The sequence below is a fragment of the Halobellus sp. GM3 genome, assembly GCF_052545375.1.
Genome location: NZ_JBQWLT010000016.1, coordinates 11179 through 34503 on the forward strand (window position 1 = coordinate 11179; position 23325 = coordinate 34503).

The 23325-nt window shown below is 67.7% G+C and carries 23 protein-coding genes; 9 read left to right on the forward strand and 14 right to left on the reverse strand.

Features of this window, described 5'->3' with window-relative positions; translation table 11 throughout:
- Positions 1-31: 31 nt before the first annotated feature.
- The 3 genes from ACT3HL_RS16715 to ACT3HL_RS16725 form a co-directional block, all read right to left on the reverse strand.
- Positions 32-1714, reverse strand: a complete 1683-nt coding sequence (locus ACT3HL_RS16715; protein ID WP_445087892.1) for a tryptophan--tRNA ligase — start codon at positions 1712-1714, stop codon at positions 32-34.
- Positions 1711-2814, reverse strand: a complete 1104-nt coding sequence (gene endA / locus ACT3HL_RS16720; RefSeq protein ID WP_445087893.1) for a tRNA-intron lyase — start codon at positions 2812-2814, stop codon at positions 1711-1713. Before endA ends, ACT3HL_RS16715 begins: the two co-directional genes overlap by 4 nt.
- A gap of 66 nt (positions 2815-2880) precedes the next feature.
- Positions 2881-3621, reverse strand: a complete 741-nt coding sequence (locus tag ACT3HL_RS16725) for a DUF91 domain-containing protein (protein ID WP_445087894.1) — start codon at positions 3619-3621, stop codon at positions 2881-2883.
- Positions 3622-3746: 125 nt separating this feature from the next.
- Here ACT3HL_RS16725 and ACT3HL_RS16730 point away from each other — a divergent pair, with 125 nt between their 5' ends.
- The gene (locus tag ACT3HL_RS16730; RefSeq protein WP_445087895.1) at positions 3747-4397 is read left to right on the forward strand and encodes an HAD-IA family hydrolase; all 651 of its coding nucleotides are present in this window, start codon (positions 3747-3749) and stop codon (positions 4395-4397) included.
- Positions 4398-4408: 11 nt separating this feature from the next.
- Here the strand turns inward: ACT3HL_RS16730 and ACT3HL_RS16735 are convergent, their stop codons facing one another.
- The gene (locus tag ACT3HL_RS16735) at positions 4409-6751 is read right to left on the reverse strand and encodes a DEAD/DEAH box helicase (RefSeq protein WP_445087896.1); all 2343 of its coding nucleotides are present in this window, start codon (positions 6749-6751) and stop codon (positions 4409-4411) included.
- 453 nt (positions 6752-7204) lie between these two features.
- Entirely contained in the window at positions 7205-7636 is a 432-nt protein-coding gene (locus ACT3HL_RS16740) for a hypothetical protein (RefSeq protein ID WP_445087897.1), read from the reverse strand.
- Positions 7637-7727: 91 nt separating this feature from the next.
- Between ACT3HL_RS16740 and lipA the strand changes: the two genes are divergently transcribed.
- Positions 7728-8660, forward strand: a complete 933-nt coding sequence (gene lipA / locus ACT3HL_RS16745; protein WP_445087898.1) for a lipoyl synthase — start codon at positions 7728-7730, stop codon at positions 8658-8660.
- 48 nt (positions 8661-8708) lie between these two features.
- On the opposite strand, the gene ACT3HL_RS16750 is transcribed toward lipA, so the two are convergent.
- Together ACT3HL_RS16750 and codB are read right to left on the reverse strand one after the other, a co-directional pair.
- Positions 8709-9113, reverse strand: a complete 405-nt coding sequence (locus tag ACT3HL_RS16750) for a hypothetical protein (RefSeq protein WP_445087899.1) — start codon at positions 9111-9113, stop codon at positions 8709-8711.
- A gap of 170 nt (positions 9114-9283) precedes the next feature.
- On the reverse strand, positions 9284-10678 hold the full coding sequence (codB, locus tag ACT3HL_RS16755) for a cytosine permease (protein ID WP_445087900.1): 1395 nt from the start codon (positions 10676-10678) through the stop codon (positions 9284-9286).
- 128 nt (positions 10679-10806) lie between these two features.
- On the opposite strand from codB, the gene ACT3HL_RS16760 reads away from it, so the two are divergent.
- Both ACT3HL_RS16760 and ACT3HL_RS16765 read left to right on the forward strand, forming a co-directional pair.
- Positions 10807-12105, forward strand: coding sequence for an amidohydrolase family protein (locus tag ACT3HL_RS16760; protein ID WP_445087901.1), 1299 nt, complete (start codon positions 10807-10809; stop codon positions 12103-12105).
- A gap of 147 nt (positions 12106-12252) precedes the next feature.
- Entirely contained in the window at positions 12253-13308 is a 1056-nt protein-coding gene (locus ACT3HL_RS16765; RefSeq protein ID WP_445087902.1) for a DNA (cytosine-5-)-methyltransferase, read from the forward strand.
- 27 nt (positions 13309-13335) lie between these two features.
- On the opposite strand, the gene serB is transcribed toward ACT3HL_RS16765, so the two are convergent.
- The gene (gene serB / locus ACT3HL_RS16770; RefSeq protein ID WP_445087903.1) at positions 13336-13986 is read right to left on the reverse strand and encodes a phosphoserine phosphatase SerB; all 651 of its coding nucleotides are present in this window, start codon (positions 13984-13986) and stop codon (positions 13336-13338) included.
- 131 nt (positions 13987-14117) lie between these two features.
- Between serB and serA the strand changes: the two genes are divergently transcribed.
- The gene (serA, locus tag ACT3HL_RS16775; protein ID WP_445087904.1) at positions 14118-15710 is read left to right on the forward strand and encodes a phosphoglycerate dehydrogenase; all 1593 of its coding nucleotides are present in this window, start codon (positions 14118-14120) and stop codon (positions 15708-15710) included.
- 240 nt (positions 15711-15950) lie between these two features.
- Entirely contained in the window at positions 15951-16892 is a 942-nt protein-coding gene (locus ACT3HL_RS16780; RefSeq protein WP_445087905.1) for a ferritin-like domain-containing protein, read from the forward strand.
- A gap of 61 nt (positions 16893-16953) precedes the next feature.
- Here the strand turns inward: ACT3HL_RS16780 and thrC are convergent, their stop codons facing one another.
- The 4 genes from thrC to ACT3HL_RS16800 all read right to left on the reverse strand — a co-directional run bounded on the left by thrC (position 16954) and on the right by ACT3HL_RS16800 (position 19840).
- Positions 16954-18219 carry a threonine synthase gene (thrC, locus tag ACT3HL_RS16785; RefSeq protein ID WP_445087906.1) on the reverse strand — a complete coding sequence of 422 codons (1266 nt, stop codon included), beginning with the start codon at positions 18217-18219 and terminating at the stop codon, positions 16954-16956.
- A 76-nt stretch (positions 18220-18295) separates the two neighbouring features.
- Positions 18296-18682, reverse strand: a complete 387-nt coding sequence (locus ACT3HL_RS16790; protein ID WP_445087907.1) for a helix-turn-helix domain-containing protein — start codon at positions 18680-18682, stop codon at positions 18296-18298.
- A gap of 87 nt (positions 18683-18769) precedes the next feature.
- The gene (locus ACT3HL_RS16795; RefSeq protein ID WP_445087908.1) at positions 18770-19009 is read right to left on the reverse strand and encodes a hypothetical protein; all 240 of its coding nucleotides are present in this window, start codon (positions 19007-19009) and stop codon (positions 18770-18772) included.
- A 120-nt stretch (positions 19010-19129) separates the two neighbouring features.
- Positions 19130-19840 (reverse strand): DUF5828 family protein, encoded by a 711-nt coding sequence (locus ACT3HL_RS16800; RefSeq protein ID WP_445087909.1) that lies wholly within the window; start codon positions 19838-19840, stop codon positions 19130-19132.
- Between the two features lie 336 nt (positions 19841-20176).
- Here ACT3HL_RS16800 and ACT3HL_RS16805 point away from each other — a divergent pair, with 336 nt between their 5' ends.
- The 3 genes from ACT3HL_RS16805 (at position 20177) to ACT3HL_RS16815 (ending at position 21592) form a co-directional block, all read left to right on the forward strand.
- Positions 20177-20596 (forward strand): cupin domain-containing protein, encoded by a 420-nt coding sequence (locus ACT3HL_RS16805; protein WP_445087910.1) that lies wholly within the window; start codon positions 20177-20179, stop codon positions 20594-20596.
- Between the two features lie 2 nt (positions 20597-20598).
- Positions 20599-21279: a uracil phosphoribosyltransferase gene (gene upp, locus ACT3HL_RS16810; RefSeq protein WP_445087911.1), complete on the forward strand. Its 681-nt coding sequence runs from the start codon at positions 20599-20601 to the stop codon at positions 21277-21279.
- 100 nt (positions 21280-21379) lie between these two features.
- Positions 21380-21592, forward strand: a complete 213-nt coding sequence (locus tag ACT3HL_RS16815) for a DUF7569 family protein (RefSeq protein ID WP_445087912.1) — start codon at positions 21380-21382, stop codon at positions 21590-21592.
- 62 nt (positions 21593-21654) lie between these two features.
- Here the strand turns inward: ACT3HL_RS16815 and ACT3HL_RS16820 are convergent, their stop codons facing one another.
- Complete coding sequence (locus tag ACT3HL_RS16820) at positions 21655-22503, reverse strand: hypothetical protein (protein ID WP_445087913.1); 849 nt, start codon at positions 22501-22503, stop codon at positions 21655-21657.
- Positions 22504-22564: 61 nt separating this feature from the next.
- On the reverse strand, positions 22565-23281 hold the full coding sequence (locus ACT3HL_RS16825) for a YigZ family protein (RefSeq protein ID WP_445087914.1): 717 nt from the start codon (positions 23279-23281) through the stop codon (positions 22565-22567).
- Between the last annotated feature and the right edge of the window lie 44 nt (positions 23282-23325).

The window sequence follows — 23325 nt, forward strand, 5'->3', positions numbered from 1 at the left end:
GGCCCGCCGAGGGGGCGCGTCCGACCTCGACTCAGTCGTCGCCCGGCGCGACGCCCCGCCGCGGTGATTCCAGCGAGATGTCGAGGTCTTCGAGAACCGCCTCGGCCTCCGCGCGTTTCTCTTGGTGGTCTGCTAAGAACTCGCGCATCAGTTCGGCCGCCTGTTCCTTGCAGCCGCCGCAGAGGCGCTCGCCGCCGACGCACTCGTCGTAGACCTCCTTTGCGAACTCGTCGTCGTCGCCCGCGAGCAAGTAGGCGTACAGCTCGTAGACGGGGCACTCGTCGGCTCGTCCCCCTAACTCGCGCTGCTCTTCGGCGGTGTCGCGGCCGCCGGTCGTCGCGGCTTTCACCTTGTCGTAGCCCTCCTCGGGGTCGTCGAGCAGCGAGATGTGCGAGGCGGGGATCGACGAGGACATCTTTCCCCCGGTGAGGCCGGTCATGAAGCGGTGATAGATCGACGATGGCGGGACGAAGCCGTAGCCGCCGTGGTCGAGTTCGACCTCGCGCGCGAGCGCCTCCGCCGCCTCGGCGTCGAGGTCGAAGGCGTCGACGTGCTCGTCGTAGCGGCGCTTCTCGCCGTCGACCGCCTCGACGAGCGCCTCGAAGGCGTCGTCGGTCGCGTTGAGGTCGAGGAACCGAACGCGGGGGCGAAGCGGCTCCATCCCGGCGTTCCCGAGCTTCTCGACCGCGGAGTCGCGAACGTCGTCGGCGACGACCACGCCGAGCCCGTCGAGGGTCGCGCGGTCCGCGTCGGCGAGCCACGCGCCCGCCTCCTCGCAGCGCGGACGCGCCGGGTCCTCGGCGTACGCCTCGCGCTCGTCGTGGACGGCCGCGACGAGCGCCCGTTCGGCGTCCGTCAGCTCGAAGCTGGCGAACGCCTCGGTCACCTTGAAAAAGCGCATCCGCGCGGCGAGGTCGCGGGCGAACCGGACGTGCGGGTCCTGATCGGGGCCGACCGGGATAACCGTCGGCTTCGGCTCCTCGAGCTGCGGGTAGAGGATGTCGGCCATCTGCGTGACGACCGACTGCATGTGCGAGACGTTCGTCTCGCCGTCGAAGCCGTAGATGCCTTGGAACTCCGAGAAGTTCGCCTTCGAGCCGAGTTCGAAGGCGAGGTCCTGAAGCTCGCGGTTGTCGGACTGACGGTAGAGCTCCCCCTCCGCGGGGTCGAAGCCGAGCGCGAGCAGGCTCAGGAGGTAGTCGCGGGCGTGCTCGTCGATCTCGCTCCACGTCATCCCGCGGGCCGCGTGGGCCTCCAAGTCGGCGATCAGGCCGTAGGCGTCTGCGCCCTGCTCTTGATGCCAGATGATCTCATCGAAGACGAGTTTGTGGCCGATGTGGGGATCGCCGGTGGGCATGAATCCCGAGAGGACCGCCGCGTCCTCGCCCTCCCGGAGCGCCTCGGCGACGGGGTCGTAATCGCGGTGCCCGAAGATGACGCCGCGGCGCATCAGGTAGTGCGGGTTCGGGACCGCGGGCAGGACGTCGTCGAACTCCTCGATGCCGAACTCCTCGAAGAGCTTCCGGTAATCGGAGACGGTCGAGGACCCCCACGGGTCGAGCGCGACGTCGTCAGCGCCGGCGGCGGCCGCATCGTCGCTCCGGTCGACGTCCTCGGCGCCGCCGTCGGTCGCGACCGGTGGTTCGCCGTCCGCAGCAGGCGCTGGCTGCTCGTCTGCCGAGTCGGTCTCGCGGGCGTCGTGGTCTCGTGTCATGGGGTGAGTCGGGCTACCGAGAGCCAGTCTATCTCGCCGTTCGCCGCGGTGAGCGCAAAAACCATTCGCTTCCGGACCCCGCCGGCGAGGCGGACGTCGAGTGAGAGGTCTCGCGGGTAGAAGGCGTGGCCGGGTTCGAGAACGCGCACGAGGTCCGCCGAGTGACTCAGCGAGTCGACGCCCGTGAACGCCTCGTAGACCCGGAAGTCCGCGCCGAATTTGAAGCCGCTCTTGGGGACGACGCCGCGGTCTCTGAGCGCCGCGTACGTCCGGAGCCGGCGGTCGAACCGCTCGCCCTCGACGTCGCGGCCGCGGCGGACGACGGCGTCCGCGTCAACGTCGGCGACGCCCCGCTGTGCGAGGTACGCCCCCTCGACGAGCGAGAGCTGAATCGGTCCCGAATCGGCGTTGCGCCCGAGCAGTCGCTGGCCGTAGAAGCGGCGCTCGTAGAGGTCGTCCGCGTCGTAGCAGACCACGCGGTCCTCGAGCAGATCGGTCGCGACGCCGGTGGGGAGCGCGGCGTCGTGATCGGTCGCGTCGTCGCTTGGTTCGTCGACGCCGCCCGCGGTGTCGCCTGACTCACCGATCGTCGGGGCGGCGTCGGTCTCGAAGTACGTGAGTTCGCCGTCCTCGTCGACGACCGCGAGGACGACGTCGCCGAGCGACGCCGCCGGGACGGACTCGCGCTCGCCGACGACGCGGATCCGATAGGCGACCTCGTCGTCCCACGGGCCGTTTCCCCTCGGATAGACGACGAAGTCGAGGCCGTCCTCGGCGGCGGCGTCCCCGCCGACGCCCGGCCACTCCGCCCGCGCGGGCGAGAGATAGAATCCCCGGTCGCGGAGGTCGCGATAGACGATGAACCGCAGCGCCGCGCCGGTCCGAGCGAGGAACTCGCGGAATCCGAGCCGGTCGTCGTCCGCCGCGTCGCCGGCGACGACGGCGTCGAGGTCGCCCCGCGAGAGGAGGTGCGCCGCCTCCACGGGAGCCAGCTCGAGGCGGTTGCGGTCGAGCGGGCGGCCGTAGCCGCGGGAATCGTAGAACCGCTGTCTGGCGTCGCCGCCGACGCGGACCGCGCCGTCGACCAGTGTCCCGTCCATACCCGTTTCCGGGGCCGGCGAGAACATAGGGCCTGCGATCAGGTCGGTTGGACGCGCGAGGGGTCGCTACCGCTCGAACCGCTCGCAGGTCCCGTCGAGACACCGCCGACCGCGCGCGGTCTCGAAAACGGGGAGGCCGCAGTCGCACTCGTCGACGACGACTCCCGCGGGGATCGCAAAGGCCGTCTCACAGTCGGGATACGCGTCGCAGCCCGCGAGGAGGCGGCCGCCGCGGCGGATGATCCGGAGGTCCGAGCCGCACTCGGGACACGTCCACTCGCGGTCGAACCGCTCGCGGACGGCTTCGTCCAGCGACTCGCAGGCGCGGTCGAGACAGAGCTCGAAGGCGTCGCCCGCCTCCGCTCGGATCTTCGGGAGGCCGCAGTCGTCGCAGGTGTCATCGAGGACGGTCGCGCCCGCCGGGAGGGGGTACCGAACGCCCGTGTCGAGGCCGCGGACCGCCCCGCCCGCGCGGACCAGCGGGTCGCCCGTTTCGGGGTGGGAGCCGACCGGCACGCCGGCCTCCGTCACGGGGTACTCGACCCACCCGGAGCTCTCGTGGGAGACGACCCGAAGGACCTGCTCGCCGGCGCGAGCGAGGAGCCCGAAGCCGCCCTCGTCGGTCTCGACGGTCAGCGAGTCGGGGCGGGTCAGCCACGCGACCGGCTGGTAGCCGTCGGCGTCGTGGACTAAGACGGTGCGGTCGGGTTTGACGACGATCGCGACGCGACCGCGCTGAGTGCGGGCGCGGGCCCCCTCGAAGGTCGTCGTGCAGTCGCCGGCAAAGACGCGAATGGTCTCGGACATACAGGGGGCGTGGTCCCGTCATTGATGATATACGTTCGGCCGGACGGGACGGGTGACCCCCGGCCTGTGAGCCGTGAAACCGCATCGCACGAAGGCATTTGGGCGAGCGTCCCGGACCGGACAGTATGGACGTTCCCGACGACGCAGTGCTGTTCGATATGGACGGCGTGCTGGTCGACTCCGAGACGTACTGGCACCGCTTCGAGGACGAGTGGGTGTTCTCGGAGGCGATCGTCGGCGGTACCCCCGCACACGAGGAAGTGACGGGGATGCTGTTCTACGAGATCTACGACTACCTCGATTCGACGTACGGGGCCGCGGTGTCGAGAGACGAGTTCGCCGCGGCGTACGACGAGCGCGCGCAGTCGCTGTACGGTGAGGACGTCGCGCTCACGGCGGGTATGCCCGAGTTGTTCGCCGACCTCCGGACCGACGGGCGGGCGCTCGCAATCGTCTCCTCGGCCCGGCGGTCGTGGATCGAGACCGTCCGCGAGCGGTTCGATCTCGGGTCGCTGGACCTCGTCCTGAGCGGCGAGGAGATCGACGAACCCGGAAAGCCGGAGCCGTACATCTACGAGCGCGCCGCGGCGAAGCTCGGGGTTGACCCCGAAGCGTGCGTCGTCGTCGAGGACTCGATCAACGGCATCGAATCCGCCGTTCGCGCGGGCGCGTTCACCGTGGCGTTCCGATCGACGCACAACGCGGATCTCGACCTCTCCCGCGCCGACGTCGTCGTCGACGGCGTCGAGGAACTGCGCGCGGCCCTGGTCGGGTAGTCCCGGTCTCCCTACTTTTCGACGCCGACCGTCCGCGTCGCCCTGACTGGGTGCAGCGGCTCGTCGGGGAACGTCACTTCGACGACGAACGCCAGTTCCTCGGCGTTCGCTCCGAAGACGCCCACCGGGACGCTCACCGAGTCCGAGAGGTAGGCCTCCTTGGTGGTCATCTCGACGCCGTTCACCGTCACGCGGATCCCGACCGCTCCGCCGCCGCCGGCGTTGCGGACGGTGACCTCGCACATCTCGTTCGTTCCGACGGCGATGCTGCTCGGGAAGTCGCCCCACGAGACGTCGATCGCGGGGAACGACCGGGCGTTCTCGACGATCCGGTCGGCGACCCCCGCAGCGAGGCCGGCGCGCTGGAGCTCCTCGGAGCCGGCGTCGACGACGTCTGCGGGGCTGTGAAGCCCGCCCGTCGCGAGCGTCCGCGCCCGGTTCGGCCCGATGCCGTCGACCGCGGTGAGCCCGACCGCGTCGCGCGGGACGCCGTGTTCGACCCGCGCCTCGACCCGGCGGGCGAGGTTGGCCGCGCGCGGCCCGGCGAACTCCGCGAGGAACTCGCGGAGCGCCGAGAGCAGCCTAAGCGCGTTCTGTCGGATGATCCACGCGTCCGAGCGGAGGTCCGCCGGCGTGCGGTCCTGCATCCCCGCGTGGAGGATCGCGAGCACCTTCCGCGGGCCGTCCTCGAGGTCGGTCGCGACCTCCGAGAGGACCGCGTCGACGGCGTCGGACTCGGACTGCCGCGGCGAGACGGAGTGGAACTCCTCGGCGCCAGCGACCGTTTCGAGGATCCCGTCGGCGTCGATCGTTTCGCGCTCACAGAGGTCGTGAAATCGCTCTGCGGTCTCCAGTCTGAGGTAGTACTTCGAGGCGAGCCTGCCGAGTGCGGTCCCGCCGACCGAGAGGTCCTCGCCCATCTCGACGAAGCCGCGCGCGACGAGCGATTCGAGCGTCTCGCGGACGCGCTCGCGGAGGTTCTCGAAGTCGTACTCGGCCGGCTTCGACTTCGCTCGCCGGTAGTAGAACGTCGTCTCCAGCCACGAGAGCACGTCGTCGAGGTCGCGGATCGTCCCCATCGCGATCTCGGCGTTGAGATGGGAGTCCAGATCCTCGGAGAGCCGCGATTCGATCTCTTTGCCCTCGCGGAGCAACCGCCGGTATTTGTCGGCGTCCGAGCCGTCGCAGACGACCCACCCGTAGCCGACGTCGTCGTAGCCGGGGCGGCCCGCCCGCCCGAGCATCTGGAGGATGTCGAGCGGCGAGATGTCGACCTCGCCCTCCAGCGGGTCGTGGTATTTGGTGTCTCGGATGACCACACACCGCGCCGGGAGGTTCACGCCCCACGCGAGCGTCGACGTCGAGAAGAGCAGTTGGATCTTCCCCTCCTTGAACCACTGCTCGACGCGGTCGCGGTCGCGCTTCGAGAGCCCAGCGTGGTGGAAGGCCACCCCGTCGGGGGCGGACTTCGCGAGCGCGTCGTCGTCGAGTTCCTTCGCGTCGGTGTGGAAGTCGTAGTCGCCGCGCGCGCCCATCGGGATGTCGCGCTCTGCGATCACGTCCCGGGACTTGCCGGCCGCGCGGACCGTGTCCTGTCGCGAGGAGACGAACACGAGCGCCTGTCCGTCGTCGCGGATGTGCTCCTCGGCGAGGTCGAGCGCGCGGTAGAGTCGGATGTACTTGTCCGCGAAGGAGTTGTCCCCGTGGGAGTAGGTCTTCACGCCCGCGTGCAGGTCGACCGGGCGGTAGCTCTCGTCGAACTCGAACGTCGTCGCCGGCGGGGCGTCCAGCCACGCCGCGACGTCCTCGATGTTCGGCATCGTCGCCGAGAGCGCGACGACGCGCGGGTCGCAGATGCGCCGGAGCCGCGAGACGGTCACCTCGAGGACCCCGCCCCGCGTGTCCGAATCCAGCAGGTGGACCTCGTCGATGACGCAGCAGTCGACGTCCGCGATGAACGAGTAGCGCGCGGAGTCGTGCTTTCTCGTCGCGGAGTCGGTCTTCTCCGGCGTCATCACGAGGATGTCCGCGCGCTCGGCGCGCCGGGGGTTCAGATCGCGCTCGCCGGTGACGACGTAGACGGAGTACCCCATCTCCTCGAAGCGTTCCCACTCGGACTCCTTCTCGTTGGTGAGCGCGCGCAGCGGCGCGATGAACAGGGCGGTCCCGCCGTCGGCGAGCGTCCGACAGATCGCGAGTTCCGCGAGCGCGGTCTTCCCCGACGCGGTCGGCGCGGCCGCGACGACGTTGTCGTCGCGTTCGAGGATCGCCGGCGCGGCCTCGCGCTGCATCCGATTGAACTCCTCGAAGCCGAACGCGTCGGCGAACTCGGGGACGACGTCAGCGACTTTCACGCGTCGCACCTCCGAGCGGGCGGGACAGAAGCGACACCCGTCGGAACGAAGTGAGTCAGGGGGGAGACCGAAGCGGAGCGAGTCATACGCGATAGGGGACCTCCGGCGGCAAAGTCGTTTCTCCATCCGCGCGGACGCCACCGTCGGGTCGCCGGCGGGTCGGCGGCGGCACCGAGTCGCCGGCGCCGGCGAGCGTTTATACGCGAAGGCGCGGCCAACACGCTCGTGATCTGACAGCAGCCCCGCGTCGGGTCGCGGTTGCTCGGCACGTCGACGCGGGATCGGAGATCGACGAGCCGGCGGCGAGGCGTCGGCTACGAGGGTGTCGACTGTTTGCCCACACCTCGATCCGCAGTGTCGCGATCGTTCCGAAGTGCGGTGAGTTATCCGCAGTGTCGCGATCGTTCCGGGGCTCTCGTCCGCTCAGGGGCCCCCGATCGGGAGACGTCCCGCTCAGGAAGCGTAGTCGACGACGACGTACGGGAGGGCGATACCGCTACAGAGTTCGCCGAGTGTCTCGCCGAACGTCTCGTCGGGGCCCGGGCCGCCGAGGAGGTTGAAGTCCTCGTCCAAACTCAGCCCGGCCGGTCGGAGGAGCCGGTTCAGATCGGCCTTGAGCTCCTCGATCTCCGCGGTGGTTTCGGGGTTCTCGCTCGCCCATTCGCGGACCGCGTCGCTGTTCGCGCCGAGGCTCCCGACAGTCACTGGCTCGCCGCCGCCGGCGACATCGCGAACGAGTTCGCCGGCTTCCTGTTCGATCTCCTCGTACCGCCGGATCACGCCCCGGAGATCGTCGACCAGCGAGTCGCGCTCGGAGTCCGAAACCGACTGTTCGTCGAGGAGGTCCTCGAAATCGCCGATAGCCTGAGTCGTGTTCACGCTCATAGTACTGTCGCCACGGCAGCACTACTTAGCCGTTCTGGGCAGAGCCGCCAACAACCCGCAGGCTTTTGCGCGGCCGGACGAAGGGAGAAGTATGAGCGGGAGGCGGAAGCCGGACTGGCTGAAGATGCGTCCGCCGTCGGGACGGCAGTTCACCGACATCAAGCAGACGCTCCGCGACCGGGACCTGCATACGGTCTGTGAGGAGGCCAACTGCCCGAATATGGGTGAGTGCTGGAGCGGCCGCAACGGCCCGGGCACGGCGACGTTTATGCTGATGGGCGATCGCTGCTCGCGCGGGTGTAACTTCTGCGACGTCGAGACCGGCGGGATGGACGCGCTCGATCCCGAGGAGCCGGCGAGCGTCGCCGATGCGGTCGCCGAGATCGGCTTGGACTACGTCGTGCTCACCTCGGTCGACCGCGACGACCTACCCGACCAGGGCGCGGGCCACTTCGCGCGGACGATCCGAGAGATCAAAGACCGCGATCCCGGGATCCTCGTCGAGGTGCTCATCCCCGACTTCCGAGGCGATCCGGCGCTCGTGGGAGAGATCATCGAGGCGGGCCCGGACGTCATCGCGCACAACATCGAGACCGTCGAGCGCCTCCAGTGGCCGGTTCGGGACCGCCGTGCCGGCTACGAGCAGTCGCTGTCGGTGCTCGAACAGGTCTCGGCGGAGTCCGGCATCTACACCAAGACGTCGATTATGCTCGGGCTCGGCGAGTACGACCACGAGATCTACCAGACGCTGTCGGATCTCCGGGAGGCCGACGTCGACGTCGTCACGCTGGGGCAGTACCTCCAGCCCTCGCGGTCGCATCTGGACGTCTTCGAGTACGTCCATCCGGACGCCTACGAGACGTGGCGTCGCGTCGCCGAGGAGGAGCTCGGCTTCCTCTACTGCGCGTCCGGGCCGATGGTCCGCTCGTCGTACAAGGCCGGAGAGTTGTTCGTCGACGCCGTGCTCCGCGAGGGGAAGAGCGTCGAATCCGCGCGGCGGGAAGCGCGCGCCGCGGGCGGCTGAGACGGACTCTGTCGGCTCAGCACGACGAGGCGGCCGTTGCGGGACCCGCTAGGCGTCGAAGAAATCGCCGAGGACGGCCCCGACCCAGATCGATCCGATCAGCAGGAGACTGCTCGGCGTGAACACGGGTACCGAGTGCAGCGGCCCCCCGAGGAGACCGACCACGAGCCCGTTCGAACTGAGGTAAAACCCGAGTGCGGCCACGGTGCTCGCGATGAGCCCCTTCTTGATTCCAGCCAACCGGCCGAGGCTGACGTCCTGTCCCGTGATTCCGGTTGCGAGATCCCCAGCGACAACACCGGCGAAACAGCCGAGGATCCAGCTGAGGACCGCGGGAAGCGGGCCGAGGCCGGTGAGATTCAGAAGGGCCGTTCCTAGGATACCGAACTGTCGCTCTATCAGTGCCCCCGCGACGCCCGTCAGCCCGAGCACCGTTCCGCGCCGGATACCCATAGTCTGTAGATACGTGTCGGTAGAATAAAAATTCTGGGCGCGCGGACAGGGTTGTGGTCAGGCGCGCGGTTGCCGGCCGGAACGCCGCTTTCGGGTGGGACAGACGGGGCCGCACGCTCGTGACACACGAGCGGCGGGCGTCGCTGGAGAACGAATTCGACGGCGAACGCTCAGAGATGCGCCGCGTCGTCGGCGACGTCGTGGCCGTCGACGACGCCGGTCGCTTCGAGCAGATGGTAGACCGCGATATGAGCGACGAACGCCGCGATGAGCCCGTTCAGCGCCGCGCCGACGGGACCCGGAACGATCTGCGGGGCAGCGAGGCCGGGAACGATCTGGCCGGCCGTGAATACCGCGACGACCGCGCCGACGACGTAGGCTATGACGCCCGTCCAGCGGACGTTCACGAAGCGGACGTCGTCCATCTTCGGGACGCGCATCCGCCAGCACAGGAGGAAGTCCGCGATGAGCACGCCGCCGAGCGGCGGGACGTACTGTCCGAGCGTCGACAGCCACGGGATCAACAGGCTGTCGGCACCGACGAGCGCGAGGACGATCCCGATCGAGCCACCGACGAGGATGAAGGGCCGCTTGCGGTCGAACTCGAAGGCCTCGCTGCCGGCGACACCGAAGGCGTAGGCCGCGTTGTCGTTGGTCGTCCAGATGTTCAAGATCAGCGCGAGGAGGCCGACCGCGGCGAGCCCCTGGGCCGCGAGCACTTCGTAGAGGTCGCCCGCGGGCGTGACGTTGTAGACGGATCCGCCGACGGCCCCGGAGAGAAAGAGAAAGCCGTTGCCGACGAGGAACGCGATGAGCCCCGCCCAGAATCCGATCCGGGTGCTACCGGCGAAGCGCGCCCAGTTCGGAGCCTGCGTCCCGCCGCTGATGAACGTCCCGACGACGATCGTCACGGCGGCAGCAAAGCCCATCTGGCCCGCACCGGACGCCGAGAACAGGCCGTCGAGGCCGCCGACGTCCTGTACGGCGATAGCGATCGACAGCACGCCGACGACGACGAGAACCGGGACCGCGACGAACGAGAGCGTCTCCATTCCTTCGTAGCCGAAGTACGCCGTTGCGAGGTGGAGGACGCCCCAGACGAGGATGAGCGCCGCCGTGAACGTGGGCGTATCGAGGCCGAAGAACGTCGCCGTCGGGATGGCGACCATCGGGATTGTGACGCCGAACCAGCCGACCTGCGTGCCGCCGAGCATCAGGTCGGCGAACTTGGCTCCCCACCTCCCGAAACTGTACCGCGCCAGAAGCACGGTCGTGAGCCCGGCCTTGGCGGCGATACCGCACAGCGTCGCGACGTAGACGCCGAGAATGGCGTAGCCGACGGCCATCGCCGTGAGCATCGGGCCGAACCCCATCGCCGCGCCGACCTCCGCGCCGGCCCAGAGCGTGCCGGCGAAAAACACGAAGCCGAGCAGGACGGCGGAGATGCTCGCGAGACCCTTGCGTTCGTCCCCCGGGACGTGATCGAGCGGGTAGTCCGGGTCGGGGAGGTCCTCGTTCCCGAACACGAACCGTCGCCACGCGGACGTGTCGTCTTCTGTTGCCATTAGTCTCCGCTTTCGCCGTGTTTTTATAAAATTGAGGGATGGTGACTACATTTGTTGTCACAGACGCGTACTGATTCCCGGAGAGAGCAGAAATCGTTAACCGTGAGACGGCCGCGTCTGCGAGTGAAATGTCCGACTATATCGTCACGAACGGACGGACGATCGACAGCGAGGCAGTCGACGTCGAGATCCGCGGCGGGGCCATCGAGAGGATCGCGCCCGCGGGCGAGGGCGACCGAGACGCGTTCCCCGCAGATCACCGGCACGACGCCGACGGTCGACTGGTGACGCCGCCCCTCATCGAACCGCACGTCCACCTCGACGCGACGGGGACCGCGGGCGACCCCTCGTGGAACGACAGCGGCACGCTCGCGGAGGGGATCGAGGTGTGGGCCGAATACAAACGGGACATCACCGTCGAGGACGTCCTCGAACGGGCGACGAAAACCGTAGAGTGGTACGCCTCCCACGGCGTGACGCGCATCCGGACGCACGCGGACACGACGGACCCGTCACTGACGACCGTGGAGGCGCTCGTGGAGCTGAAATCGCGCGTCTCCGACCTCGTCGACCTCCAAGTGGTCGCGTTCCCGCAGGACGGGATCCTCACCGACGAGAGCCACGAGGACCTCCTCGCGGAGGCCGTCGAGGCGGGCGTCGATCTCGTCGGCGCGATCCCGCACAACGAGTACACCCGCGAGGACGGCGTCAAGAGCGTCGAGATCGTCTGCGATCTCGCTGAGAAACACGGCCTCCCGCTCGATCTCCACATCGACGAGACGGACGATCCGGGATCGCGCTTCACCGAAGTCCTCGCCAGCGAGGCGATCAAGCGCGGGATCGGCGACCGCGTGACCGCGAGTCACACGACGGCGACGCACTCGTACAACAACGCGTACGCGGACAAAGTGATCTCGATGCTCGCCGAGAGCGGCGTCTCGGTGGTGACGAACCCCCCGGACAACTCCGTCCTGCAGGGCGCGTACGACGACTACCCGCGGCGGCGCGGTCACACCCGAATCGACGAGCTCCGCGCCGCCGGCGTCACGGTCGGCATCGGTCACGACTCCGTGCTCGACCCGTGGTACCACTACGGCGTCGCCGACCCGCTGGACGCGGCGTTCATCCTCGCACACTACGCCCACATGGCGGGTCGCGGCGACGTCGACGTGCTCTGGGAGATGCTCACCGGAGCGAACGCCGAGGTCTTCGGCGCGGGCGGAGGCGACGTGGGGAAGTACGGACTCAGCGAGGGCAACGAGGGCTCGCTGGTCGTCTACGACAGCCCCAACGGATTCAACGCGCTGCGGCGGCGGGCGCCGCGAACGCTCGTGCTTCGAAACGGCGATCCGATCGCCGAGACCGAGCCGAGCGCGACGACCGTCCACCGGGCGGACGGCGCGGTCGACGTCGACTACAAGCGGTAGATCGCCCCGTCGTTCCCGGCATCTCCCGGCCCATCCGTCCTCGACATCTCCCGGCCCCGCCGCTCGCGACAGATCTCACAATCGTCGTTCGCGATATGTGCCGCGGCGTTTAAATACGATCGCGAACGAATCCCCGGCAGACGCCGAATGTCGGGCCGCGACTCCGATCGCTCATCGATCAACGTACTCGATCTGTTCTGTGGCGGCGGCGGTCTCTCGGAGGGCTTCCTGCAGGCCGGCTACGACGTCGTCGCGGGCGTCGACGCCAACCCGGACTTCCTCGCGACGTACGAACACAACCACGAGGACGCGCTTGCGATCCAGGCGGACCTCTCTTCGGTCGGTCCCGAGGAGTTCTTCGCGACGCATCCCGTCGAGCGCGGCGAGATCGACGTCGTCATCGGGGGACCGCCGTGCAAGGGATTCAGCATCGCGGGCCACCGCGACCCCGACGACGAGCGCAACTACCTCGTCGGCAACTTCATCGACTTCGTCGAGTTCGTCCAGCCGGCGGCGTTCGTGATGGAGAACGTTCCCGGAATCAAGTCGATGGAGGGCGGCGACACGCTGCGGGCGATCCTCGAGGGCTTCCAGCGCGCGGGCTACGAGAAGCCCGCCTACGAGACGCTGAACGCCGCCGACTACGGCGTTCCGCAGAACCGCCGACGAGTGATCTTCCAAGGCCGACGCGACGGCTCGCGGGCGACGTATCCCGAGCGGACCCACGGCCCTTCCAAGCAGGCGGCGCTGACGGGGAAGCAGTTTCGGCCCCACGTGACCGTCGAGGAGGCGCTCTTAGAGCGCGAGGGGGACCAGCGGGCCATCGAAGACCTGCCGAACCACGACGAGACGGACCACTCCGAGGAGATGGTCGAGCGGATCGCGGAGGTCGAACCCGGCGAGAGCCTCTATGAGAGCTACGGCGACAGCTGGCGGCGACTGCCGCGCGAGGAGCCCTCGATCACCGTCAAGGAGAACCACAACGCGCCGTTCATCCACCCCGTCGAGGACCGCGTCGGGACCGTTCGGGAGTGCGCCGTCCTTCAGTCGTTCCCCGACGACTACGTGTTTCAGGGACCCAAGAGCACGCAGTTGAAGGTCGTCGGAAACGCCGTCCCGCCGGGACTGTCGCGAGCCATCGCGGAGGCGCTGGCGGGCGATCTGGCGGCGATGCGGCGGGCCAGTGTCGCCGACGCGGAGTGACCCGCGCGAGGGGGGTTCCGCGATCCGCTACTCCCCGTCTCGGCGGAGCACGTTGTGCCCTTCCAGCACCTTCCCGAGCCGGTACATCGAGGCGACGACGGCGTCGCAGGCGGGCCGGACGGCGTCCTTTGGGATGTAGCCGACCGACAGGCCGGCGACTTCGAGCATCGGCAGGTCGTTCGCACCGTCGCCGACGGCGACCGTCCGCGAGAGCGGCACGTCGAGGTCGTCCGCGAGCGATTCGAGGGCGTCATCCTTCGTCCCGGTGATGAGCGGCCCCTCCACCTCGCCGGTGAGACGGCCGCCCTCGATCGGGAGTCGGTTGGCGACGATGGTGTCGACCTCGACGCCCTCGCGTTCGAGGGCGCGCTCGACGCCGCGCTCGAAACCGCCGGTCAGGATCGCGACGTGGTGGCCGGCGTCGCGGAGGCGCGCGATGAGGTCCGCGGCGCCGGGGCGGAGCCGAACCTCGCCGAAGGCCTCCTCGGCGTCTTCCTCTTCGAGCCCGTCGAGGAGGGACGCGCGCTCTCTGAGGCTCTCGGCGTAGGAGAGTTCGTCGTTCATCGCGCGCTCTGTGATGTCCGCCATCCGATCGGCGACGTCCATCCGCTCGCCGAGCAGCACGGTCATCTCCGAGTCCGAGAGCGTTCCGTCGAAGTCGAAGGCAACGAGTCGCATACGCGAGGGTCGGGTGCGGAGGGTTTTAACTCACCTATCCGACGACTTCCTCGTCGGGTGGTAACAGGACACAGGAGGCCGTATACGACGATGAAGAAACGTTTAACCGCGAACCGGAGGTGGGTTAGAATATGAAGGTCCTTATTACGGATCCGATCGACGACGCCGGGCTCGAACGCCTTCGGGCTCTGGGCCACGACGTCGAGACAGCCTACGACGTTGCGGGTGAAGCGCTTCTGGAGGCAGTCGCAGACGCCAACGCGCTCGTCGTTCGCTCCGGAACCGAAGTGGACGAGGCGGTGTTCGAGGCCGCGGCCGACCTCGTCATCGTCGGTCGGGCCGGCATCGGCGTCGACAACATCGATATCGACGCCGCGACCGAACACGGCGTCATCGTCGCGAACGCGCCCGAGGGGAACGTCCGCGCGGCCGCAGAGCACACCGTCGCCATGTCGTTCGCCGTCGCGCGCTCGATCCCGCAGGCACACGCCCGACTGAAGGCCGGCGAGTGGGCGAAAAGCGACTACCTCGGGACCGAACTCAACGGAAAGACGCTGGGCATCGTCGGGCTCGGCCGCGTCGGACAGGAGGTCGCAAAGCGCCTCGACGGCCTCGGGATGGACCTCGTCGCCTTCGACCCCTACATCAGCGAGGAGCGCGCCGACCGCCTCGGCGCCGAACTCGTCGAACTGGATGCCTGTCTAGACCGCGCCGATTTCCTGACCGTACACACGCCGCTGACGCCGGAGACGGAGGGAATGATCTCGACCGCGGAACTCGAACGGATGGGAGGCGGCTTCCTCATCAACTGCGCCCGCGGGGGCGTCGTCGACGAGGACGCGCTCGCGGCCGCCGTAGACGATGGCACGCTCCACGGAGCGGCGATCGACGTCTTCGCCGACGAGCCCGTCTCGCCGGACAGCCCGCTGCTGGACGTCGACGAGATCGTCGTCACGCCCCACCTCGGGGCGTCGACCGAGGCCGCCCAAGAGAACGTCGCGACTTCGATCGCCGACCAGATCGACGCCGCCTTCGCCGGCGAGCCGGTGATGAACGCGCTGAACGCGCCGTCGGTCGACGAGAGCGTCTTCCCGCGCATCCGCCCGTATATCGGCCTCGCCGAGACCGCCGGGAAAGTCGCCGCACAGTTGCTCGACGGCCGGATCTCCGAGATCGAAGTCACATACGAGGGCGACATCGCCGACGAGAACGTCGAGCTCGTGACGGCCTCGGCACTGAAAGGGGTCTTCGAGCCGCTGGAGTGGCAGGTCAACGCGGTCAACGCCCCGCAGATCGCCGAAGAGCGCGGGATCGACGTCACCGAGACCAAGCGGCTCCAATCGGAGGACTTCCAGAGTCTCGTGACCGTCACTGTCGGAAACGAGGACGAGTCGCTGGGCGTCTGTGGGACGCTCTTCGCCGGCGACGACCCGCGGATCGTCCGCATCGACGGCTACCGCGTCGACGCGATCCCGCACGGAAAGATGCTCGTCGCGCGGAACGCCGACAAGCCGGGCGTCATCGGCTTCATCGGCTCCGTCCTCGGTGAGCACGACATCAACATCGCGGGAATGTTCAACGCCCGACGCGACAAGGCCGGGAGCGAGGCGCTCACGGTCTACAACCTCGACGACCCCGTTCCCGCGGAGGTCATCGAGACGCTCCTCGCCGATGAGCGGATGATCGACGTGCGATACCTCACGCTCAACGGAGAGGACGAGTAGCCTGCACGGAGACGAGTAGGCTGGACGGTGACGAATCGGCCGTCACAGCAGTCTCCGGGTTCGTATTCCCGTGAGATCCGGCTGTCGAATACCTAGTTCTGCCTGTACGTACCGCGGCACTGTTTCGGCGGAATACGGCGATCTTACCGCAAGTATTGGCCAGCCGTACCCCTCACGGGTGAGCGTATAACAATTGATAGGTGGACCCTTGAGGGCATGTTGGCGAGACCAACGACACCTATGACAGGACCTACAGACCCGGAGACACGCGCAGAGCGGATCGCAGCGTCGGTCAAGAAACAACTCGGCGAGCAAGACAGTTCTCGACGGAGCTTTTTGGGCCGTTCGGCGCTGGTCGGGGGCACGCTGCTCGCGCTCGGTAGCGCAAGCGGATCCGTCTTAGCGCAAGACGACGAGGAGGACACTGAGCCCGAAGCGGAGATGGCTCCGGCGTTCGACGACGTTGACGGGACTGACATCGACGTCCTGAACTACGCGCTATCGCTGGAGCACCTCGAAAACGCGTTCTACCGCGAGGGCCTCGAGACCTTCGACGAGGACGACTTCGTGGACGCCGACTCGCTGGATTCCTACAGCGAGGAGATTCGGATGGACGTGTACAGCAACGTCGAGATCATCGGCGAACACGAGTCGATTCACGTGGACGTCCTCACGCAGGCAGTAGAGCTTCTCGGTGGCACACCCGCCGAAGAAGCCTCCTACGACTTCGGCGTCGAGACCGTGGAAGATTTCCTCGGAATCGCCCAAGTGCTCGAGAACACCGGGGTCGCGGCCTATGCGGGCGCGGCACCGTTCGTGGAGAGCCCCGACCTCCTGTCGGCCGCGCTTTCGATTCACAGCGTCGAAGCGCGCCACGCCGCGCTGCTGAACGAGGTCACGGGAGAGCCGCCGTTCCCGGACGCCTTCGACGCAGCGCAGTCACAGCAGGACGTCCTCGACGCGATTACTCCGTTTGTCGTGTCGGAGGAGACAGAAGATGGTGAAGAGGACGAAGAGGAAGAGGAGACGGCAGAAGACGGAGAGGAGACGGCAGAAGACGGAGAGGAGACGGAAACCGAAACAACGACAGAGACCGACGAACCGACGCCGTTCGGTGACGAAAACGAAACCGCGACAGACGCGAACGAGACCACGACGATATTCGAAACCGAGACGGAGTAGCGGGTCGGCTGCGAGACCGGCACCCCATAGCGAACTTCGACGTCCTCGGCGGTGATTTCGCTCAGTTCGCGCCGATGTGCTCGAGGACCGCCGCGGTGTCGTTCGGCACCGGTTCGGGTTTGTTGCCCGCCTCGAACGCGGCGTCGGGATCTTTCAGGAGGTGACCGGTGGTGAGACAGACGACGTCTTCGTCGGCGTCGACGACGCCGCGGTCCCGGAGTTTCCTCAGTCCGGCCACGGACGCGGCGGAGGCGGGTTCGACGCCGATACCCTCGCGTGCGAGCTCCCGCTGCGCGGCGGTGATCGACTCGTCGGAGACGGCGACGGCGGTGCCGCCGGTCTCGCGGATTCCGGGCAGCGCCTTCGGCGCGTTGACCGGGTTGCCGATGCGGATCGCGGTCGCGCGCGTTTCGACCTCGTCCCAGCGCTCGGTGTCTGCCCAGCCCTTCTCGACGGCCTCGACCATCGGCGCGGCTCCCTCCGCCTGCACGCCGGTGAGTTTCGGTACGTCGGTCGGGTCCAGCGCGCCGGACTGAACGAGCTCGCGGAACGCCTTGTACAGCGCGGCGGTGTTGCCCGCGTTGCCGACGGGCAGGACGATACGGTCGGGGAAGCGGCCGTAGTCGTCGCGGAACTCCTCGAGGATCTCCAGTCCGATCGTCTTCTGTCCCTCCAGCCGGAAGGGGTTCAGCGAGTTGAGGAGGTACACCTCGCCGCGGTCGGCGAGGTCCTTGACGATGTCGAGGCAGGCGTCGAAGTTGCCGTCGACCTCGAGGATCCGAGCGTCGTGCAGCGCGGCCTGGGCGATCTTGCCGGCCGCGACCTTCCCGGACGGGAGCAGCACGAGCGTCTCCATCCCGCCGCGTGCGCCGTAGGCGGCGAGCGCGGCCGACGTGTTTCCGGTCGACGCGCACGCGAGGCGGCCGACGCCGAGTTCCCTCGCCACGCGGACGCCGACGGTCATCCCGCGGTCCTTGAACGACCCCGTCGGGTTCATTCCCTCGTGTTTGATCCGGAGCGTGTCGACGCCGATGTCCTCGCGGAGGCGCGGCGCCTCGTGCAGGGGCGTGTCCCCTTCCGGGAGGCTCACGCCCGCATCGAACGGGAGCGCGGCGCGGTAGCGCCAGACGCCGCGGCCCTGGCCCCGGAAGTCCTCGAAGGTCGGCGGCTCGGCGTACCGGACTTCGAGCAGGTTGCCGCCCTCGCCGGTGTATCGGATCTCGTCGAACGGCGCGTACGTCTCGCCCGTCTCGATGTCCGCGAGCCAGACGCCGTCGTCGGCGACCTCCGGAGCGTCGGGCGCGGGTGCGGTGAGTTCGAGGCTCATTGTCCGATGCGTCGCGTTCGGCCGTGAAAAGGTGGGCGGTTCGAGCGCGGTCGATCACACGTCGAGCGCGACCAAATCACACCGCGTCGTCGGAGTCGGTACCGTACTCGTCGATACTGCGGTGGACGCGTTCGACCCACTCCTCGAGGGCGGCGTGAAGCATCTCCTTCGCCTCCGGGAGTTCGGTCGCCGTGTACTGATAGATATATCCCCCCGAGTCGAGGAGCCGCCGCCTGCGCTCTGCGAGCCCCTTCTCCATCAGCGTCGTCAGCGAGCGGTTGACGTTGCTCCGATCGCGATCCAGACTGTCTGCGAGTTCCGCAACAGTGCTACCCGGGTTCTCGAGCAGCGTGAGGTACGTCCGGCTCTCGTGTCGCTGGATCCCGAAGACGCAGGCGAGGACCTGCTGGAATCCGGGTTCTTCAGTCTCCAGGAGGTCGCTCATCTCAGGCACGTCGCTCATACACACCACTTCGCCGCCGCCGCGACTAAAGTCTCGCGTCGCCGGCAGTTCGCGGAGAAACGGGGAAACGCGAACGCGAATCGGAGGTCACTCGACCCGCCCGTATCCCATCTTCTCGATGCAGGCGAGCATCTCCGACTCGTCCGCGTGTTTGTGCAGCGTCGTGGGCGTATCGCAGTAGTACGTCTCCCCGTCGTGGCGGAGCGAAAGCTCGTGTATCCCGCCGAGGAGTTCGGCTTCGACGACGACGCGACGTCCCTCTCTGAGGGCGTCGAGGATCTCTTTGCCGGTCAGTTCCCCGGACTCGACACGGAGCGGTTCTGCCATACTGACCGATGCGTCGCCGGGGATATCACTGTTGTCCGTTCCAAGGGAATAGAATGCCTAGACGATCGACCGTCGGAACGATCGTCCAGACGATCGACTGTCCGAACGATCGCCCCGCGATCAGTTCGTCTTCGAGCGGGGAGAACCGTTCGTGTTCGCCTCGGATCGGCCCTCAGACGCCGGCGGCTCCACGCCCTCGACGGCCTCCGCGGTTTCGGTTTCTTTCTCGGTGTCGACGTGCCAGCGCGTCACCGTCTCGTCGAACTCGCCGAGTCGCTCGCTGACCTCGGTTTTCAGGTCGTCGTCGTTGACGTTCACCTCGAAGATGAACGACACGTCGCCCTCGCCGCGGGTCGACTTCTGGATGTTGGCGCTGACGAGTTCGTTGTCGAAGTAGTACGGCGCGAGCTGGGTCATCACGCGTCGGTAGACGGTGTCCTCGACGCGTCGGAGAGCCCGACGACCGGCCGAATCGGCCGCGCGGGCGACGTATCCGAGCGACTCCGACCAGCGCTCGACCGCCTCGTCGCCTTTACCCTCCTCAACGTGCTCGTATGACTCGGAAAGCCGCTCGCCGGCGGTCTGGAGGTCCTCGTCGGGGCCTTTTCCGGCCTTCTCGCCCTCCCCCTCGGCGACGCTCGCCTGTTCGGCGGTCTTCTTGTTCACGTCCTCGCCGAGTCGCTCGTGGGACTTCGGCCGCCACTCGTCCCACTCCTCGAAGGGCGCGCCGTCGACTCCGGCGTCGCGCAGCGCGCGCGTGATCCGCTCGCCGTGTTCGACGACGTCTCCCCAGGTCCCCCGAACTTTGAAGCCGGAGACACTCTCTTCCATCGTCTCGGAGGAGGTTGGGCCGGGGAAGTATAAAACTCTACTCCGGGTCTCCGTAGCGCGGGACTGAGAGACTCGATGTGCGGTACCGTGTGTCGTGTCAGTCAGTGATCGGTGCGCTTTGACATCCTCCCCGCGCTAACGCGCGAGGATTCCACGAAGTGGATATTCAGGTTGCGCGTTTCCTCGGGATTCAAGTACGCTTTCGCGTGACCCGTCGAAGGTTGCCACCGAGTTGTTACCAACGGTGTGCGTTACAGCGCGTCCGACCACAGCAACTCGGCCGAACGCCCACCGTCGACCCGAGAGGCTTTTGTGCCGAACCGAAATGTACCGACTATGGGATACGCCGTAGTGAGCGATGACGCGGTGGAACCGGTCGAGGGGCGGCCGTGCGAACTCCGTCGACTCTCGGAGGCCGCGGGGATGGAAAACGTCGCGATCAACCGATTCCGCGCGGAGCCCGGCGAGCAGATTCCGCTCGCGTACCACTACCACGACGAACAGGAGGAAGCGTTCTACGTCCTCTCGGGCACAGCCGTCATCGAGACCCCCGAGGAGACGTACCGGGTCGAGTCTGGATCGCTGTTCGCCGCGACTCCGGGATCGCCGCACCGTGCACACAACCCCTCTGACGCCGACGAGGCCGTCGAAGTGCTGGCGATCGGCGCACCGGCGGTCGAGGGCGACGCGAACGAGTACGACCCGGAATCTGAGTCGTCGTCGGAGTCCGGCGAGGCCGCAGACGGAGGAGCGTGACTATGGCCATCGAACAGCGGGACGGGACGAACCTCATCACGCACGCGCTCGCGAGAGACACGCTCTCGCGACTCCGCGACGTCGAGACCGAGCAGGTGGCGTTCCGCAAGGGGCTCGTCAAACTCGGCCGGATCTGCGGCTACGAGATCATCGACGGCGCGATGGAGACCGAGTACGTCACCGTCCAGACGCCGCTGACCGAGACGACCGGCGAGCGCGTCAAGGGCCTCGACGACGTCGTCATCGTGAACGTCCTCCGGGCGGCGACGCCGTTCGTCGAGGGGCTGTTGAAGGCGTTCCCGCGAGCGAAACAGGGCGTCATCAGCGCCGGACGCGACGAGGAAGCCGGAATGGACGAGGCGGGTGAGTTCCCGATCAGCATCGACTACGTCAAACTGCCCGAGATCTCCCCCGACGACACCGTCATCGTGGCCGATCCGATGCTCGCGACCGGTTCAACGATGTGCGCCGTTCTCGATCACGTGCTCAACGCCGGCGGTGCCGATCCCGCCGATCTGTTCGTTCTCTCGGCGGTCTCCGCGCCCGACGGCCTCCTCCGCGTCGGCGAGGAGTTCCCGGAAGCCGACCTCCTGACTGTTTCCATCGACGACTACCTCGACGACGACGGGTACATCGTCCCGGGACTGGGAGACGCCGGCGACCGCGCGTTCCGGACGAAGTGAGCGGGTGCGGTTGCCATCGTCGGTGCGGTTGGACCGATGGGTCGCAAGCGGACCCGATTCGACGTGAACACCTTTACCGCCGCGCCGCGCAGGGGCACGTATGGCCGGGAGCGAGCCCTGTGACGCCTGCGGTGATCCGATCGAAGAGCCTCTCGCGCGGACGGTCCAGCTGAACGTCGACCGGTCCGAGGTCGACAGCCAGCGTCTCTGTCCGAGCTGTTTCGCGGACTGGATCGAACGCTATCGGACCGAGATGCAGCCGCGGCGGCGCGAGGAGACTCACGACGCGGACGCGGACATCATCGTCGACTGATCGGATACCGTCGCGACTGCCGGAGACTACATCGAAGAGACCGCAGAACGGGTCTCCCTCGCTCAGACCGCGTATACGCGCGGGTCGTTCTCGTCGCCCTCGTATATCGCGATGAAGGGCGATCCGGAGTCGTCGTCGGGGCACCCGTCGGTCCGCTCGATCGGGAACGTCTCGCCGGTCGTGTTGGCCGCGTCGAGGTACAGCGTCGCCGGATACGTCTTCGAGGAGAGCCCCATCACGTGCTCGTTGTATCCGTCTTGGACGTTCAGGTGAGCGCGTATCGGGGGGCGCTCGTGTCCGGGATCGGCGGCGGGACGGTGCTCGCTCCAATCGCCCGCGAGACAGACCGCGTAGGTCGGCGTCTCGACGGGCTCGGGCAGCGGCGTCGGATTCGTCACGACGACCGACGCGGCGCGGACGTCCCCGCGGGGCGATTCGACGAACTCGACTTGGCTCTTCGGTTGCAGCTCGTACGTGAGTCCCCCAGTCACGACGTCGGTGACGAGAATCACGGCAGTGAGAACCGCGAGCGCGCCGAGGAGATACGCCGTCTGTCGACCCGTGAGCAGTCTGTTGTGCTCGTCGAAGCGCGTCCGCAGGGCGAAGAGGACAGCTGCGATCACTAAGAGGCCGAGAACGGTCGCTTCGTTGCCCAGATCGAAGGTGTTCACGACGTCGAAAAAGAGGACCACGACAGAGACGACGATTACGCCGTAGCCGAGTAGCGCCAACTGCCGGTCGTCGGTCCGCTGCGTGATCGCGAAGATCCCGGCGAGGAAGAGCACGGTGATCGCCGCCTTCGATACCGGAGACCCGCCGAGGTCGACGTTGAGGACGAACACGAAGACGGCGATCGTCGCGATGACCGCCGCCGCGCCGTTGAACAGCGTCTCCGAGTCGATATCGACCATACCCCGGATTCGACCGCGCGCAATAAGTATCCCGAGGGAGACACAAAGACGCGTTTCAGCGTTACTGTCCGGGATCCGCCCGGCGTTCGATGTCGGCTCTGCCGCTCGTCGCGCTCCGGATCCGATCACGGAGGTCCGGAGCCGTCGCGACGGGCGCGCGGACCGCGAAGGAGACGTCGGCCTCGTACGTCGCGTCGAACTCGACGTCCGCGCTCTCCAAGAGGCCGCGGACCGTCCCGGAGTCGTCGTACTCCACAGTGATCGAAAAGCGCTCGTGGGGGACAGTCGTGACGACCCCCGCATCGTCGACAGCGTCCGCGACGGCCCGGGAGTACGCGCGGGCGAGGCCGCCGACGCCGAGGTTCGTCCCGCCGTAGTACCGGGTGACGACCGCGACGACGTTTCTGACGTCGCGCTGGGCGAGAACGTTCAGTGCGGGCTTTCCGGCGGAGCCGGTCGGTTCGCCGTCGTCGGAGTGATACTCCCGGAGCATAGTCCCCGGGTTCGCGCCCGCCGCTGACCCACCTCGGGTTTCAGTGGAATTCCCCGCTCCACCGGCGGGAACGCGGTACGCGGGCACGTTGTGGGTCGCGTCCGGGTGGTGAGCACGAATCCGTTCGACGAACGACTCGGCCGCGTCGACGTCGTGTGCGGGCGCAACGTAGCCGATGAACTCGGATCCCCGAACCTCGAATCGGGATTCTCCGGGGCCGGCTACGGTCCGGAACGACTCGGGCGCATTATCGGGCGCGTCCTCGTTACCGGGAGTCTCGGGCACGGAAAGAGGTACGCTCGGCACCGTTCAAAAGGATTCTCGTCGTG

Bases quoted from the DNA above. Each gene is read 5' to 3' on its own strand.
- ACT3HL_RS16715 (WP_445087892.1), bottom strand. From the start codon at position 1,714: ATGACACGAGACCACGACGCCCGCGAGACCGACTCGGCAGACGAGCAG.
- endA (WP_445087893.1), bottom strand. From the start codon at position 2,814: ATGGACGGGACACTGGTCGACGGCGCGGTCCGCGTCGGCGGCGACGCC.
- ACT3HL_RS16725 (WP_445087894.1), bottom strand. From the start codon at position 3,621: ATGTCCGAGACCATTCGCGTCTTTGCCGGCGACTGCACGACGACCTTC.
- ACT3HL_RS16730 (WP_445087895.1), top strand. From the start codon at position 3,747: ATGGACGTTCCCGACGACGCAGTGCTGTTCGATATGGACGGCGTGCTG.
- ACT3HL_RS16740 (WP_445087897.1), bottom strand. From the start codon at position 7,636: ATGAGCGTGAACACGACTCAGGCTATCGGCGATTTCGAGGACCTCCTC.
- lipA (WP_445087898.1), top strand. From the start codon at position 7,728: ATGAGCGGGAGGCGGAAGCCGGACTGGCTGAAGATGCGTCCGCCGTCG.
- ACT3HL_RS16750 (WP_445087899.1), bottom strand. From the start codon at position 9,113: ATGGGTATCCGGCGCGGAACGGTGCTCGGGCTGACGGGCGTCGCGGGG.
- codB (WP_445087900.1), bottom strand. From the start codon at position 10,678: ATGGCAACAGAAGACGACACGTCCGCGTGGCGACGGTTCGTGTTCGGG.
- ACT3HL_RS16760 (WP_445087901.1), top strand. From the start codon at position 10,807: ATGTCCGACTATATCGTCACGAACGGACGGACGATCGACAGCGAGGCA.
- ACT3HL_RS16765 (WP_445087902.1), top strand. From the start codon at position 12,253: ATGTCGGGCCGCGACTCCGATCGCTCATCGATCAACGTACTCGATCTG.
- serB (WP_445087903.1), bottom strand. From the start codon at position 13,986: ATGCGACTCGTTGCCTTCGACTTCGACGGAACGCTCTCGGACTCGGAG.
- serA (WP_445087904.1), top strand. From the start codon at position 14,118: ATGAAGGTCCTTATTACGGATCCGATCGACGACGCCGGGCTCGAACGC.
- ACT3HL_RS16780 (WP_445087905.1), top strand. From the start codon at position 15,951: ATGACAGGACCTACAGACCCGGAGACACGCGCAGAGCGGATCGCAGCG.
- thrC (WP_445087906.1), bottom strand. From the start codon at position 18,219: ATGAGCCTCGAACTCACCGCACCCGCGCCCGACGCTCCGGAGGTCGCC.
- ACT3HL_RS16790 (WP_445087907.1), bottom strand. From the start codon at position 18,682: ATGAGCGACGTGCCTGAGATGAGCGACCTCCTGGAGACTGAAGAACCC.
- ACT3HL_RS16795 (WP_445087908.1), bottom strand. From the start codon at position 19,009: ATGGCAGAACCGCTCCGTGTCGAGTCCGGGGAACTGACCGGCAAAGAG.
- ACT3HL_RS16800 (WP_445087909.1), bottom strand. From the start codon at position 19,840: ATGGAAGAGAGTGTCTCCGGCTTCAAAGTTCGGGGGACCTGGGGAGAC.
- ACT3HL_RS16805 (WP_445087910.1), top strand. From the start codon at position 20,177: ATGGGATACGCCGTAGTGAGCGATGACGCGGTGGAACCGGTCGAGGGG.
- upp (WP_445087911.1), top strand. From the start codon at position 20,599: ATGGCCATCGAACAGCGGGACGGGACGAACCTCATCACGCACGCGCTC.
- ACT3HL_RS16815 (WP_445087912.1), top strand. From the start codon at position 21,380: ATGGCCGGGAGCGAGCCCTGTGACGCCTGCGGTGATCCGATCGAAGAG.
- ACT3HL_RS16820 (WP_445087913.1), bottom strand. From the start codon at position 22,503: ATGGTCGATATCGACTCGGAGACGCTGTTCAACGGCGCGGCGGCGGTC.